Here is a 15,222-nt window from a genome sequence, read left to right as displayed (position 1 = left end):
GCAGATCGGTAAAAATTTCGCTCCAATCAGGCGCAAAGCCCTCGTTATCGTCCTCATAATAGCTTACGAAAAGATAATCCAGCCCATCTTTCATATCCTGCGGTACGAATTTTCGCAGCCACTCGTGCATTTCTATCTTTTGTACTCCGCTCGGAGTATAATACGCCGTAAGCGCCGTCTTGGCGCCCTTTTTGTGGATGAGCTCGAAGGCCGCGATCATCTTGGCGGCAATGAAATTCGCATCATCCCCCAGCCAGCCCTCGCCGTTTATTTCGTTGCCGATTTCCCAGATCGCGACGTAGGGCGCGAGCGCGGCGAAGGCGTCTGAGAACCTCTTTTCATAGCTTTTCACGCTTTTGTACGAGCTCATCTCGTAGGAGTCCACGGGGCAGGCCATCACGTACGAGACCTCGCTAAGCCGCCTAAAAAGGGGCTCGTACTCGCGTGGGCTAATTTCTTTTGACATCACGACGCGCACGGTTGGCTTTACGGGTAGGGCTTGCAGGGCGCGCACGATGCTCTGTAGTTTCGCGCCAGAGGTGTCTTGCGCGTCCTCGTACCAGCCGTCGTCGATCGTAACGCCCCAGATGAAGTCGGATTTAGAATTTTGCTTTGAAATTTTATTTGGATTTTCGCCGTAAAGCGCACCGCAAAACAGCGCCCCGCAAAATAGCGCGAGAAATATGTGTTTGAAATAGACCACGGCTTGCTCCTTGATTTTAAATTTTAAAAATTTAGCTCTTTGCTGGTCTTTCCACAACCGATCAAGCAATCAAAATTTATCTTTTGCCTCTAAGATCATAAGAATAATACGAACGAGAAAAGCCCTCTATGCTGAACATAGCAAAAGCGTTAAGCGCAAGAGCCGCTAAGCTTAGTAGCACCGTAGCAGGCAGCGAAAAACGCGCCAAAAACGCATTTGCAATAGCTGCAAGTACAAGCGCGATAAAGCAATATGAAAATATCGCAACTCCGCTAGTATCGGCAAGCTCCTGATAAAATCTATAAAAAAACAGAAACGATGCGATGAATCCCAATGCAAGTAGTATTTGAGCGATGATGCCGCCCGCTAAAAATATAAATAACAATACGCCTATAAATATTGCCGCAAAGGCAATGGCTACGTTGCGCAAAAGGCTGCGGCTTACGGTAAGCTTAGAGATATTATAAATGCTAAAGATAAAAAGCACGAATGCCGCTGCGCTTAGTAGCACTCCCAATCCGCCGTAAATTCCTAATAGCAATAGCACCAGTTCGGCTATAGCTTTTAAGGCGCAGGCCGCGATGAAGGTGTATTTGATGAGTGCTACCTCTTTTTCTTGCGGGTTTGAGGGCTGCTGGCCTTGAGTGTGTAGATAGTCGTTTAAGTCCATGGTTGCTCCTTGAAATTTATGCAAAAGTATATCTAAAAAACGAATAGGTAAAGATAAATTTCAAAATTTAGCGGCTCGCCGGCGGATATGTTGTATAAAGCAGGCGCCGCAAAAAGGCGGGTAAATTTAATTAGATAAATTTTAAAATTTAGATCGGAATTTCGGCGCTGACGCGGCGGGTAAAATTTTAAGCGGGCTGTAAATTTAAAAAAGATGTGAGATAAAATTTTGCGTAGATCTGCAAATTTAAAATCCGCAAATCCGCGCAAACCGCTACAAGCGTGACTCGTAGCGACGTAGCGTGTAAAGACGTTTAAGCATCTTTTTGCGAGCTGAAATTTTTTGCTTTTTGCGGACTTCCGTCATCGGCTCAAAAAATCGTCTCGCGCGAACCTCAGTAACGACTAGGTTACGATCGGTCTGCTTCTTAAAGCGTCTGTAAGCTTCGTCAAATGATTCGTTCGGATATACCTTTACTCCAGGCACTTTCCTCACCGCCTTTCAAAAAAATGAATCGTGAGTTTAGCGAAAAATTCCTTAAATTTGCTTTTGAAGCGCTTTTTTATATTTCCACACGCTTTTGTTGTTGCGAGTATCTATCATCGAAAGCTCTAAAAGTAGGCTTTCGCTTGCTTGCGCGGTAGAATTTTTAGCTGCATAATTTAAATTTTTTGATTTTTTAGATCCTGCCTTACCGTCGTTTGCCACAGCGGGGCTTTGCGGTAAAATTTTACCTACCAAGATGTAATCTGGCGCGTAGATCGAGCCGCTTTCTACGGCGTGATAGCCACGGCTTACGCCATCGTTGCTAAATACGAGTTCATCTTTACTTGGGGCGTCTGTGACGACCGCTTTGCCTGAATGCAGCAGTGAAATTCTAATTTTTTTGCTTAAAAATTCCGCATCCACGCCGTGCGCGTTCGTCCCGTCCAGTGGCTCGATGCCGACGACGCTGAATCTACCGCCTTTCTTTCCGACTATGCGCTTTGAGAGCAGATCAGCGATACTTTCGCCCGCGATGCGCTCCAGATATGCGTTTGGATATCCTGCGTGATCGATGCCTCCGGCAAGTGCCGAATTATCCGTGCTTTTAGAGCCTTTAAGCGCAGCGCAGCCCGCTAAAAAGGCACACAGCAAGATCACGAAAAAACTTATTTTAAAATTTTTCATAGCATTTCCAAATTTTATAAAATAAACTCCGCGATTATAGCGAGATTTGGTTAAATTTCGTTTTTTCTGGATAAAATTATGTAATAAACATTCCGCTCATTTTTAATTTGAATTAAAGATTCCTTGATATACTTTCTGCCAATTTATTCAGAAAATTCTCGGGGTGCTTATGAAAAAAATCATTAAAAGAGACGGAAGTTTTCAAGAATTTCAATCCTACAAAATAAAAGATGCTATCAAAAAAGCCTACAAAAGCGCGGGTAGCGAGTTTGACGAAAAAGTCTTCGATAACGTAATGGGCGCGATCGTTTTCAAGGATAAACTAAGCGTCGAAGATATTCAGGATCTCATTGAGAAAAAGCTCTTCGAAGCGGGCGATTTCGACGTTCTAAAGAGCTTTATGATCTACCGCCACACGCATAAGATGCAGCGCGAGCATATTTTGGGGCTTGAGGAGGACACGACCTATATCAACTGCACCCAGACGGTCAATGAATATATCAGCAAGCAGGATTGGCGAATTTTAGCAAATTCCAATACCAGCTACTCAAACGCAGGCCTGATCAATAACACTGCCGGCAAGGTCATCGCAAACTACTGGCTAGATAAAATTTACTCTCGCGAGGAGGGCGCGGCACACCGAAACGGCGACTATCATATCCACGACCTGGACTGCCTTACGGCGTATTGCGCGGGTTGGAGCTTGCGCGTGCTTCTAAACGAGGGCTTTAACGGCGTACGCGGCAGAGTCGAGAGCAAGGCGCCGAAACATTTCCGCGAAGCGCTGTATCAGATGGCCAATTTTCTTGGAATTTTACAAAGCGAGTGGGCCGGCGCACAGGCGTTTAGCAGCTTTGACACCTATCTGGCGCCATACGTTTTCCGCGATAAATTAAGCGACGATGAGGTCAAAAAGGCGATCACGAGCTTCGTGTTCAACCTAAATGTTCCGGCGCGCTGGGGACAGAGCCCGTTTACTAACGTCACCATCGATATGACCTGCCCGGATGATCTAAAAACGCAGATCCCTACGCATAACAACGAGCATCTATTTAAAAATTTATGCGACGAGGAGCTTTTGGCTGAGGCTAAAAGGCGCGGTAAGGACTCGCTCGAGGCTTTGACTTACGGCGATTTCGAGCCCGAGATGAACCGCATCGTGATTGCGTTTTACGAGGTTTTAACGACGGGCGATAAGTGCGGTCAGCCCTTTACCTTCCCGATTCCTACGGTAAATTTGACGGAGGAGTTTGATTGGGATACGCCTGCGGCCGACGCGGTTTTTGAAAACACCGCCAAGGTAGGCTCCAGTTACTTTCAAAATTTCATCGGCTCGCAATATATCACGAACGAAAAGGGCGAGCGCGTACCCAATCCAAAGGCGTATAAACCTGGCGCCGTACGCTCGATGTGCTGCCGCTTGCAGCTTGATCTGCGCGAGCTTCTTAAGCGCGGCGGAGGACTTTTCGGAAGCGCGGAGATGACGGGAAGTATCGGCGTCGTAACGATAAATTTAGCCCGCCTAGGCTATCTATATAAAAATAACGAAGAGGCGCTGTATGCGAGGCTGGATGAGCTTTTAGAGCTTGCTAAATCGACGCTTGAGAAGAAGCGAAAATTTGTAACCGAGATGTTCGAGCGCGGCTTGTATCCATATACGAAGCGCTATCTGCCAGGCTTTAATAACCATTTTAGTACCATTGGCATTAACGGCGCAAACGAGATGATACGAAATTTCAGCGGTAACAAAGAAGATATTACGACGGAATTCGGACGTAAATTTGCCCTTAAAATGGTTGAGTATCTGCGCGAGAAGATCCGCTCGTTTCAGGAGCAAACCGGAAATTTATACAATCTCGAAGCCACGCCTGCCGAGGGAACTACGTATCGCTTCGCCAAAGAAGACAAGAAACGCTACGCAGATATCATCCAGGCGGGATTTGATAAAAATATATACTACACCAATTCGACGCAGCTTCCGGCAAATTTCGGAAGCGATCCGTTCGAAGCTCTGGCGATGCAGGACGAGCTGCAAAGCTCCTATACAGGCGGCACAGTGTTGCATCTGTATATGAAGGAGCGTATAAGCTCGGCTCAGGCGTGTAAGCAGCTCGTAAAAAGTGTAGTGCAAAACTACAAGCTTCCTTATATCACGATCACGCCGATTTTTAGCGTCTGCCATAAGCACGGCTACATCAGCGGCGAGCATGAATACTGCCCGAAATGCGATGAGGAGCTGCTTGCGGAATACAAGGCCAAGCAGAGCAAGGGCGCCTAAATAGCGATTTAAATTTTAATCTTAATGAAAGGATGGAGAATGGAATTTCCAAAAGAGTTAGAAGCAAAACGCACAAAATGCGTCGTTTACACGAGAGTAATGGGCTATTTACGCCCAGTAGAGAGCTTTAATATCGGAAAGAAGGGCGAACACAAAGAGCGCGTCTTTTTTGAAGAGAAAAAAGACAAAAAGCAGATCGCCTAGTCGCCGCTACCGGCCAAATGCAACAAACGCATACGAAGCCGCCGCAAGCCTTAAACCTGCGTAACGCGCAGATTTACGAGATCACGCCGTTTACGATGCTTGATTTTCCTGATCACATCGCCGCGATTGCGTGGTTTTGCGGCTGCAATATGCGCTGCAATTACTGCTACAACCCACAAATCGTTACTTCTCAGGGTAAAATTTCAAACGAAGAGTTTCTGCGCTTTTTGGATGCGCGCGCGGGCAAGCTTCAGGGCATCGTATTTAGCGGCGGCGAATGCACCTGTGCGAGCGATTTTATCCCGCTAGCGCACGAAGTTAAGCGGCGCGGCTTTTTGCTCAAGGTTGATACCAACGGCTCAAATCCGCAAAAGATCGAAGAGGCGCTAAACTTAGGGCTGATCGATTATATCGCACTTGATTTTAAGGCGCCGCGGCAGGATTTTGAGCTTATTACAAAGTCAAATTTATATGATAGATTTCTGCAAACTCTTAGGCTTTTGCTGCGGCTAAATTTTAAATTTGAGGTGCGTACGACCGTGCATGCCGATTTTTTAAACGAAGCAAAGATCGAGCAGATGGCGCAAATTCTATACAGCGAGGGCTACCGCGGCGTCTATTATCTGCAAAGCTTCCTATCTACAGGCGATAATTTCGGTAATTTAAACGCACCGCTTGCGAGCTTTGATCCGAGCAAAATCCGCACCGAGCTAAAGATCGAACTTCGAAATTTTGATTAAATTTACGCCTCTGCGCGCGTCTTGTCGCGATGAACGCGATGAAATTTTTCTAGCGCGCATTGTCCGGCATATATTGCGCCGCGATAAATTTCGCCTTACGGGAAGCTTTAAAATTTAGTGCACCTCTGCTTGCTATGTTTAAATTTCGCTCCGCTTGCGGCGTAAAATTCTATGTTTATCAAGGGCTTTAAATTTTATACCGCGTAAATTTAACTTCGCGCTAAATTTCACGCCGTGTAGCCATTGCCGCTTCAAAAGAAAAGGTAAATTTAGCTTGCTTTGGCTAAAATACGCCCTAAATTTTTAAAAAGGCAAAAAATGGATAGGAAAAAAATCTACAATCCCTTCTCCGACGAGACGCTTACCGATCGCAAGGTCTTCGGCGGCAATCCGCAGGGTATTTTAAATTTTACCAAGGCGAAATATCAATGGGCGCTGAAACTTTGGGATCTGATGGAGGCCAACACCTGGTTTCCTAAAGAGGTCGATACCACTGACGACGTACGCGATTATAACTTCAATCTTACAAGCGCCGAGAAGCGGATGTACGATCTCGTGTGGAGCCAGCTGATATCGATGGATAGCTTTCAGACCAACAATCTCGCCGATAATATCAACCCCTACATCACGGCTCCGGAGATCAACGCCGTGCTCGCGCGCCAAGCCTACGAGGAGGCCAACCACAGCAAATCCTATGCCGTCATGGTCGAGGCAATCTGCGAAAACACCGATCTGATTTACGAGATGGAGAAGCACGACGATATGCTCCGCAGGAAAAACGACTACATCTCAAGCGTCTATGAGGAGCTTGCGGGCGAGGTTAGCGACGATAAGCTGCTGCTAGCGATGGTGGCGAATCAAATTTTAGAGGGGATCTACTTCTACAGCGGTTTTACCTCGATCTATGCGCTTGCCCGCGCAGGCAAGATGCTAGGCAGCGCGCAGATGATCCGTTTCATACAGCGCGACGAGATCACGCATCTGCTGCTCTTTCAAAACATGATAAATTCCGTCCGCAAGGAGCGCGCCGATCTGTTTAACAAACGCAACGTGGATAAAATTTACGAGATGTTCGAAACGGCGGGAAACTTAGAGATCGATTGGGGCAAATATATCACGGATAATCAAATAATGGGCTTTACGGACGACATCATCGAAGAATACATCCACTACTTGGTCGATCAGCGCCTGCTCGCCATCGGGCTTGAGAAGCGATACGGTGCGAAACACCCGATAAAATGGGTCGATGATTTTTCTAAATTTAACGATCAAAAGAGCAACTTTTTCGAGAGCAAGGTCACGAACTACAGCAAAGGAAGCTTGAGTTTCGATGATTTTTAGCGGATTTTGCGGTTTGAAATTTTGCTCTGCCGCATCGCGGCACGGATACTTTGCAGATACTTGTCTGGTGCGGCACGGACGTGCGATGAGCGCAGAAAGCGTATTACCTGCAAAATTTTTAAAATTTAGCCGCGCTATGTATTTGAAAAACGCAGCTCATGCTCTTTTGGCGCGGAGTGGACTTTCGGGAATTTTTAAAAATTTTATCGGCTCCGAATTTAAACAGAGCAGAAACTTTCGTGGCTTTAAATTTAACGTCTGGTCGGACGGGAGTGCACTATGGTCTCGCTAGAGCGGCTACGCTGCGAAAAGATGGCGAACGACATCGCCGAGCAGGTGAGTTTAAATCCAGCGCTTTTTGAGGCGTTTTGTAGCGTCGCTAGAAGCGAGTTTGCCCCGCTTGGCGCGCACGCTTTCAGCCTTAACGCGCAACCCATTTTAGCCAGCCAGTGGATCAGCTCACCGCTGACGGTCGCACGTATGACGATGGCGCTAAGCGTGGATCCGAAGGTCGAGAAAATTTTAGAGATCGGCTGCGGCAGCGGCTATCAAGCGGCGATTTTAAGTAGGATGGTTCACCGCGTCTTTGCCGTCGAGCGCGTCGAGCGGCTGGTAGGCGAGGCGAAAAGGCACTTTGCAAATCTCGGGATTTCAAACATCAGCCTGCGCCACGACGACGGCAACGCCGGGTGGAAAAATTTCGCTCCTTTCGATAGGATATTGCTCTCCGCGTGCGCCGAGCGGATCGACGAGCGGCTGTTTGCGCAGCTGGCAATCGGCGGAATTTTGGTCGCTCCGATGAATAGAGGCGGCTCGCAAAAGATCGTTAGATTTAGTAAAATTTCGCCGAGCGAGATCAAAGAAGAGGAGCTTGGCGCCTGCGAATTCGTCCCACTGGTGCAGGGTCGTGGATAGATCTAGCGCGCAGTAAATTTTAAAATTCCCTACCGCCGCGGGCGCGTAAATTTAATAAAATTTTGCTTTCGCGCTTCGCCGCGAGATCAGAGTTTTATTAATTATTTATTTAAATTCAAGTACAATACACAATTTTTAATCTTTCAAGGATGAGTCATGCAAGATTTTAGCAAGGAAAAGATAGAGTCGCTGGTCGCCAGCTGGAAAAATCACAACAAAAACCAATTCTGGCTTAAAAAACAAACCGCGATTTCAAAGTATTTAGGCGAGATAAAGCGCTGCTTGGCGAGCTTTGATGAGACCGAGAACGAGTTTTTGCAAACTTTATATATAAATCTCAGCGACGGCAATTTTAGAAGCTGCAAAATTTTATCTTTGGGCGAGAAGTTCGCGCACGCCGAGTATTTCTTTATGGATCAGTTTTTTGATTCCAATATTAGCGCGTTTTATTATGATTTCGCTTTCAAAGACCGCATCGTCGGCAAAAAAGAGCTGTTTCCTAAAAATGCAGTAAAAAGCGTAGAGAGCGTGCTTAGCGGCGAGGATAAAAACATCGTCTCACTTTATGTTTTTATCGAAAATATCGTCAAAAATTTCAATAGCTATTCGCAGGAGCGCACCGCGCGCGATATTTTCAAACAAAAGCTAGTCAATTTTTACGACGAGTTTTACAGGCTTCTTACGGCGGTAGATAGCGCTTTGGCGATCGATTTTTTCGACGTGGCGCTACATAATCAGCCCTTCGTGCTGATGGAATTTTTAAAATCCGCGATAAATGCCGATAATTTCTATCTGATCGACAGCTACCTAAGCGACGACGGAATGCTAAATTTAGGGCTTGCCGAGGGCGGCGATTTCGCGCAAATTTCGCGCGAGAAGCTCTATCTGTTAGCTAGTATATTTGCGCAGTGCAACGATGAGTTTCCGACGCTCGTTTATCGCGATGAAACCGCGCAAATTTTATCCTTGCTCTACGACGAAAAGGTTGAAATTTTCGAAGACTTCTACGAGTTAAGTTCGCGATTTATCGCGGAATTTACCCCGTATCCGCAGGATGTCGTGGGTGCGGCTAGGATCGTGTATTCTTCGCTATTTTTCGAATACGTCAAAAACTACAAAAGCGAAGAGGTTGCGAAAAATACGATATTTTACGGCGCGATCGGCACCGGCAAAACTCGCAGATTGCGATCTTTGATCACCGAAAAGAAGCTTGCGGCAAAAAATTTCCGCTACGTTTGCCTGCACGAAGGATTCGAATACCGCGATTTTATAGACGGATTTTACGGCGAAAGCTTCATCGACGGTGAGTTTAAGGCGCTGTGCAAAGAGGCGCTAAACGATCCGAAGGGCGAGTATTATTTTCTGATCGACAATGCAGGTGCCGCGAGCTTGGATAAAATTTTTGGCGAGGCTGCGGTACTTTTGGATCGCCGCTACGACGAGAAAGACGAGCTTTCGCTGATCCGCACGAAAAATTCCCACGTAATCGACGGCTTTGAAGAGGGCGAAAAAGCGCGCGCAAGCGTCGTTTTAAAGGACGGCCGCTCATATTTTGCGGTGCCTAAAAATTTATACGTCCTATGCACTCTTAATGAGTACAAATACGTTTCGCCGTCGATTGCGAAGGCGTTTAGATGGATCAAATGCGAGTGCGATTACGGCGCGCTTGAGGATTATTTAAGAGATCGCGAGATCGTAAATGCAAGCGCGGTCGTTGCGGTTTGCAAGGCGCTGAATAAATTTATCGCCGATGAGGCAAAGAGCCTCGGCACGATCGGGCACGGCGTATTTATGGGGCTTGCGCGCTACCAAAATAACGCGCAGATCATGCAAGAGGGGCTAAACGGCTTTTTCGCCGAGGTGCTTGAGCCGATCTTTAGGTGCGCGGCAAGTGGCGAAGATACCGCTACGAGCCTTGGCGAGCGCATCGCTGAAGCTAAGAGCGTGTTTAAATTTTAGTCGCCGTTTGGCATAGATAGTTATATTTGCTATGAAATTTTAAAATTTCATAGCACCGCGTTTCATTTGTGCTCATGGATACGGCGCGCGAATTTGGGTTTAAATTTTGTTTTAATCCTGAAGTGTTTGCGACGTCGTGCTACTGCTTTATTTATCAAATGCCGTAGCAATGCCGATCTATTAAATTGATATAAATTTAGACTTGAAATTTTAGTTCTCGCTTGCCATGCTTATCGGAGCGCGGGCACGGAGTTGGATTGAAATTTTGAGCTTTAAATTTAGCCTCAGCCGCTAAATTTACATAAAATCTTTATTTTGAAATTCTGCAGTATCTCTACGCGGAATTTTGTTTGTCGGCGCAATAGCGGTTTTGATTAAATTTGATTGAATTGAAGCAAGCCTGTGGGGCTAAAACAGCGCGTGCTTTTAAATTTAGCCCAAAAGCCCTGCGCCTTTTACTCTCTGCGAGCGATCTGCCGCGTAGATCCTCTTCCCGCCTACTACTTTGCCGCCCTCGATTTTGCCGCCCTTTACGTCGTATTTCCAGATCGGCGCGGCCGCCTTGAAATCCTCCACAAACTCGTTTATTAGCGCCAGAGCGACTTTACGCTGCGGGCTTACGACGCCTGCTACGTAAGAGCTTTCGTGGATAGGCACATCCCCGTTTGCATGTGCAAAAAGCACAAATGCTCCCTGTGCCGCGGCCTTTTGCTGCCACGCTTCAAACCAAGTTTGCAAAATCGGCTCATAGATATCGAAGCTCAGCGCGCAGATGCCGCCCTCTTCGCGCACGATGCCTACGAAGGTAATGAACGCGCCGCAATTTGCGTACTTAAATTTAGCGTACCAGCGCGATAAAATCGCATCTACGTTCAGGCTGCCCTCATAAATTTCAGGCTCGATCCCACTTAAAATTTCCGGATTAAATTTAGCCTCGCTCATCGCCGCCTCCTAAGCTTAGCCGCCGCAAACGGGAGGCAGAAGGCTCACGCGATCGCCGGATTTGAGCTCGAAATTCGCATCATAAATCATCTTATCGTTTACCGCTACGGCGCAGTTTACGAGCCACTCCCGCAGACTTTCGTCCTTTTGCAGCTCGGCTTTTACCTCTTGCAAGGAGTTTGCGTTTAGGCGCAGGGGCTCGCGCCCGATCGGCCCTAAAAATTCTATCTCTACCATTTTTGTCCTTTTTTAAAGATTGGGCGATTTTAACCAAAAATTCATAAAATTTTATATAATTGCGTAAAAATTTAATGAGGAAAAACGATGAAAATCGATGAAATTTCGACCCCCGCCTACGTGTGCGAGGAGCAAAAACTGGTAAAAAATTTAGAAATTTTACGCGGCGTAGGCGAGCGAAGCGGCGCAAAAATTCTATGCGCACTAAAAGGCTTTGCGTTTAGCTTCGCGATGTCTTACGTTGACAGATACCTCTGGGGTGCCACTTGCAGCGGCCTGCACGAGGCGAAATTTGCCGCGGAATTTATCAAAAACGGCGAAATCCACACATACTCGCCCGCGTTCAAAGAGGACGATTTGGATGAAATTTTAAAAATTTCAAACCATGTCGTGTTCAATAGCGCCGCGCAGTGGCAAAAATACCGCGCAAAGGCGCTCGCTGCGGGTGCGTCGTGTGGACTACGGCTAAATCCGCAGACCTCCTTCGCGCCCAAAGACGCTTACAATCCGTGCGGCAGCTTTAGCAGGCTAGGGATGAGCCTTGAAGCGCTGCAGCGGGCGATCTTGCAAGACGACGAGTTTTTGCGCGGCATCTCGGGGCTACATTTTCATGCGCTGTGCGAAGAGAGCGCTCAGAGCTTAGAGCGGGTGCTCGAGGTTTTCGAGGCGAAATTCGGCAAGTATTTTAGAGCCCTAAAGTGGCTAAATTTCGGCGGCGGGCACCATATCACGCGCGCAGGTTACGACGTGGAGCTGCTGATAGATCTGATCAAAAAATTTCGCGAAAAATATGGAGTCGAAATTTATCTAGAGCCGGGCGAGGCGGTAGGCTGGGAGTGCGGATATTTGGTCGCTAGCGTGCTTGATATAGTAGAAAACGGCGCTAAAATCGCTATTTTAGACGCTTCCGCTGAAGCTCATATGCCCGATACCGTGCTGATGCCGTATCGTCCTGCGGTGCGCGGCGAGAGTAAGAGCGGTAAATTTAGCTATCGCTTCGGCGGAAATACCTGCCTCGCAGGCGATGTCGTAGGGCTTGAGAGCGGGCAGCCCGAGTATAAATTTGACGCGCCGCTAAATATCGGCGATCGGGTGATTTTCGAGGATCAGATCCATTATACGATCGTGAAAAATACGACCTTTAACGGCATCAAGCTGCCCGATCTCGTCTTAGCGGACGAGCGCGGAGAGGTTTTGGCAATCAAAAAATTCGGCTACGACGAGTACGCGAGGCGAAACTAGCGCGGCGCTTAATGCAAAAATGTAATTTTGCTTTGTAAGAAAATTTTTTGCAAAAAATGATATAATCGGCTCAAATTTTATATCTAAGGAAATCCATGAAAAGATTGTTTCTCGCGCTTTTCGCCTGTATTTATGCGCAGGCCGAGGAGAAAAAATACGCCGATATCGTGCAGGGGAATAGCGATGTTTGGGGCAATGCAAGGCTTGAAAACATCGATAGCTACGGCAACGGCTTCGGTCCGATTTTTCTGCAATTTCAAGGACATCTGCAAAGCTCGGGCTTTTTTGCTTGGTTGGCTCTTGGTGCGGTTTTAGGCGTAATCATAGCTTTTATTGGGCACTACGCGATCATAGGACCGAAGCACTTCGATCATCATGCGGGCAAGCCGATCTATGCGTTTAATAAATTTGAGCGACTATACCATCTTGTAGCGGCCGTCGCATGGGCGATCTTGGTTCCGACAGGCTTGATTATGATGTTTGGCGAAGAATTCGGCGGCGGCGCTTTCGTGAGATTTTGTAAAAACGCTCACGGACTGGCTACGATAGCGTTTGCAATCTCCGTCGTGCCGATGTTCTTGCTGTGGTTTTGGCGTATGCTACCGCGAGCTTACGATATCAAATGGATGATGATCGTGGGCGGCTATCTAAGCAAAAAGAAGCGCGCAATCCCTGCGGGTAAATTTAACGCCGGCCAAAAGGCGTGGTTTTGGGTCGCGACTTTAGGCGGTATAGTGATGATAGCGACGGGTGCGTCAATGTTTTTCCTAGACTACGATATCCCTGCGATGAGAAGTGCGCTAGGTATGAGTCAGATCGAAATTTTAAGAGCAAGCGCGATTATTCATAATTTTTTGGGCGCGGTCTGCGCGGTGTTTTTGCTCGTGCATATCTATATGGCGGTCTTTGCGATCAGCGGTGCCATCCACTCGATGATCGACGGACACAAGCCGGAGGAGGAAGTTTACGTACTTCACCACTACTGGTATCGCGAGCTGCTCGATAAAGGGCAGATCGCTAAATCGCAATTTGAAGCGAAGTACCCGCGCTTATAACTTGGGTAAATTTTATGCGGGCCTGCTTACGTGGGGCTCGCATTAGCTTTGAGGTTCAAAGAATTTTATTTTTTAAGGATTACATATGCAACTAGATTGTCGCAATTTAAATTGCCCGGAGCCGCTTTTACGCACTAAAAAAGCCCTCGGCGAGCTAAAAATCGGAGAGAATTTAGAAATTTTAGTAAACGACGTAGCGCCGCGCGAAAACATAAAACGCTTTTTGGCTAAAAACGGCTTTGAGGCGCAAATTTCACAAGAGGGCGCCGACACGCTTATAAAAACTGTAAAAACTGACGAGCTGAAAGATGAAAATATCGACGATATTTATTGTAACGTCGCGGCGCCAAAAAGAGGCAAGGTGATATTTCTAAACGAAGAGCAGTGCGGAAGCGGCCCGATCGGAAAGAGCTTGCTTGCTAAATTTTTAGGCGCGGCGCTAAGCTTAGACGAAAAACCCGTAAAGCTCATCTGCGTAAACAACGCCGTGCGCATAACCACCAACCGCGGCCACGAATGCTTTGAGGCGATTAAAAAGCTAAACGAAGCGGGAGCTGAAATTTTAAGCTGCGGAAGCTGTCTAGAGGGCTACAAACTGGTCGATAAGCTCGCGATCGGCGAGATTTCAAATGCATACGAAATCATGGACGTCCTATCAAAATACGAAGTAATCAAACTATGATCTACAGAGATTTTAACCTCACGAAATTTATTGCAGCCGCCGGTTGAGCCGCCAAGCTTGACCCGGCGGGTCTAACCGAAAATCTTGGAAATTTAATCGAGCCCAATGCAAGCCTGCTTTCGTCCACCTGCAGCAACGAAGATGCGAGCGTATTTCGTATAAGCGACGATCTTGCGCTAGTGCAAACGCTCGATTTCATCACCCCTTTGGTGGACGATCCGTTTATTTTCGGACAGATCGCGGCGGCAAACTCCCTAAGCGACGTATTTGCAATGGGCGGCGAAGTGATAAACGCCCTAAACATCGTGGGTTTTGACGATTGCCATTTCTCAAACGAAATTCTACGTGAAATTCTGCGCGGCGGCAAAGACAAGATCAAAGAGTGCGGAGGGGTTTTGGTGGGCGGTCACACCATCTCTACTCCTGAAATTTATTACGGACTTAGCGTCACGGGGCGGGTGAATCCGCGTAAATTTTGGAGCAATAATACAGCGCGCGAAGGCGACCTGCTGATCCTAACAAAACCCCTCGGTACGGGCATCATCGCTACGGCTATAAAGGCGAAATTTCTTAAATTTGAAGAATTTCGCGACGCGGTAGAGAGCATGATTTTGCTAAATTTTTATGCCGTGGGCGCGCTAGTAGGCTTAAAAATACACGCTGCAACCGACGTGACGGGCTTTGGGCTGCTTGGACACGCGCTTGAGATGATAAATGAGAAGGTAAGTTTTAAAATTTATCCTAGTAAAATTCCGCTTTTAAAAAGCGCCCTCAGATGCCTTGATGAAGGGCTAATCCCTGCCGGAAGCTATAAAAATTTGAAATTTATCGCACCTGGTGTCGATTCCGAACCGGACATAACGCTTTGCGACGCGCAAACCAGCGGCGGACTTCTGCTCGCCGTAGCGGAAAAGGACGCAGCGCGAGCGCTTGCGAATTTAAAAAACGCAGGTTACGCTAGTAGCGCTATCATTGGCGAAGTTATAGCACATGCCGAGCATAAAATTTATTTAGTTTAAAATCTTTCCCATTCAGCCCCCTTTAAGCATCACTCTTGTATAATCACAATTCTGTTTCGCACCGA

At 47.1% G+C, this 15,222-nt stretch carries 15 protein-coding genes and 1 pseudogene; 10 read left to right on the top strand and 6 right to left on the bottom strand.

Annotation, left to right across the window (positions count from 1 at the left end; all coding sequences use genetic code 11):
* From Q0238_RS09115 to Q0238_RS09100, 4 genes are all read right to left on the bottom strand, one after another.
* The coding region (locus Q0238_RS09115; RefSeq protein WP_297945366.1) for a hypothetical protein at nt 1–703 on the bottom strand (703 nt) is incomplete at its 3' end.
* Between the two features lie 76 nt (nt 704–779).
* Nucleotides 780–1,373, bottom strand: coding sequence for a hypothetical protein (locus tag Q0238_RS09110; protein ID WP_297945363.1), 594 nt, complete (start codon nt 1,371–1,373; stop codon nt 780–782).
* A gap of 273 nt (nt 1,374–1,646) precedes the next feature.
* A complete protein-coding gene (rpsU, locus tag Q0238_RS09105; RefSeq protein ID WP_005869392.1) occupies nt 1,647–1,859 on the bottom strand; it encodes a 30S ribosomal protein S21 in 213 nt (70 codons plus the stop codon).
* Between the two features lie 51 nt (nt 1,860–1,910).
* Nucleotides 1,911–2,543: a hypothetical protein gene (locus Q0238_RS09100; RefSeq protein WP_297945361.1), complete on the bottom strand. Its 633-nt coding sequence runs from the start codon at nt 2,541–2,543 to the stop codon at nt 1,911–1,913.
* Between the two features lie 169 nt (nt 2,544–2,712).
* On the opposite strand from Q0238_RS09100, the pseudogene Q0238_RS09095 reads away from it, so the two are divergent.
* The 6 genes and pseudogenes from Q0238_RS09095 to Q0238_RS09070 all read left to right on the top strand — a co-directional run bounded on the left by Q0238_RS09095 (nt 2,713) and on the right by Q0238_RS09070 (nt 9,980).
* Nucleotides 2,713–5,025: pseudogene (locus tag Q0238_RS09095) on the top strand (ribonucleoside triphosphate reductase).
* A 17-nt stretch (nt 5,026–5,042) separates the two neighbouring features.
* On the top strand, nt 5,043–5,765 hold the full coding sequence (locus Q0238_RS09090) for an anaerobic ribonucleoside-triphosphate reductase activating protein (RefSeq protein ID WP_297945358.1): 723 nt from the start codon (nt 5,043–5,045) through the stop codon (nt 5,763–5,765).
* A gap of 318 nt (nt 5,766–6,083) precedes the next feature.
* Complete coding sequence (locus tag Q0238_RS09085; protein WP_177387058.1) at nt 6,084–7,106, top strand: ribonucleotide-diphosphate reductase subunit beta; 1,023 nt, start codon at nt 6,084–6,086, stop codon at nt 7,104–7,106.
* Nucleotides 7,096–7,398: a hypothetical protein gene (locus Q0238_RS09080; protein WP_297945354.1), complete on the top strand. Its 303-nt coding sequence runs from the start codon at nt 7,096–7,098 to the stop codon at nt 7,396–7,398. The genes Q0238_RS09085 and Q0238_RS09080 overlap by 11 nt, the downstream gene beginning before the upstream one ends.
* Nucleotides 7,386–8,021: a protein-L-isoaspartate(D-aspartate) O-methyltransferase gene (locus Q0238_RS09075; RefSeq protein ID WP_297896800.1), complete on the top strand. Its 636-nt coding sequence runs from the start codon at nt 7,386–7,388 to the stop codon at nt 8,019–8,021. The genes Q0238_RS09080 and Q0238_RS09075 overlap by 13 nt, the downstream gene beginning before the upstream one ends.
* 156 nt (nt 8,022–8,177) lie before the next feature.
* On the top strand, nt 8,178–9,980 hold the full coding sequence (locus Q0238_RS09070) for a hypothetical protein (protein ID WP_297945352.1): 1,803 nt from the start codon (nt 8,178–8,180) through the stop codon (nt 9,978–9,980).
* A 432-nt stretch (nt 9,981–10,412) separates the two neighbouring features.
* On the opposite strand, the gene Q0238_RS09065 is transcribed toward Q0238_RS09070, so the two are convergent.
* Nucleotides 10,413–10,922: a molybdenum cofactor biosynthesis protein MoaE gene (locus Q0238_RS09065; RefSeq protein WP_297945349.1), complete on the bottom strand. Its 510-nt coding sequence runs from the start codon at nt 10,920–10,922 to the stop codon at nt 10,413–10,415.
* A gap of 15 nt (nt 10,923–10,937) precedes the next feature.
* Complete coding sequence (locus Q0238_RS09060) at nt 10,938–11,159, bottom strand: MoaD/ThiS family protein (RefSeq protein WP_297945346.1); 222 nt, start codon at nt 11,157–11,159, stop codon at nt 10,938–10,940.
* Between the two features lie 87 nt (nt 11,160–11,246).
* Here Q0238_RS09060 and nspC point away from each other — a divergent pair, with 87 nt between their 5' ends.
* From nspC to selD, 4 genes are all read left to right on the top strand, one after another.
* Complete coding sequence (gene nspC, locus Q0238_RS09055; RefSeq protein ID WP_297945343.1) at nt 11,247–12,401, top strand: carboxynorspermidine decarboxylase; 1,155 nt, start codon at nt 11,247–11,249, stop codon at nt 12,399–12,401.
* 95 nt (nt 12,402–12,496) lie between these two features.
* A complete protein-coding gene (locus tag Q0238_RS09050; RefSeq protein WP_297882979.1) occupies nt 12,497–13,456 on the top strand; it encodes a formate dehydrogenase subunit gamma in 960 nt (319 codons plus the stop codon).
* A gap of 85 nt (nt 13,457–13,541) precedes the next feature.
* A complete protein-coding gene (yedF, locus tag Q0238_RS09045) occupies nt 13,542–14,138 on the top strand; it encodes a sulfurtransferase-like selenium metabolism protein YedF (RefSeq protein ID WP_297945339.1) in 597 nt (198 codons plus the stop codon).
* Entirely contained in the window at nt 14,138–15,157 is a 1,020-nt protein-coding gene (selD, locus tag Q0238_RS09040) for a selenide, water dikinase SelD (protein WP_297945370.1), read from the top strand. The genes yedF and selD overlap by 1 nt, the downstream gene beginning before the upstream one ends.
* The last annotated feature ends 65 nt before the right edge of the window (nt 15,158–15,222 follow it).

Source organism: uncultured Campylobacter sp. (assembly GCF_938045775.1).
Lineage (GTDB): Bacteria > Campylobacterota > Campylobacteria > Campylobacterales > Campylobacteraceae > Campylobacter_B.
The sequence above is the reverse complement of the archived record's forward strand: the minus strand, read 5'-3'. Positions and strand labels throughout refer to the sequence as shown.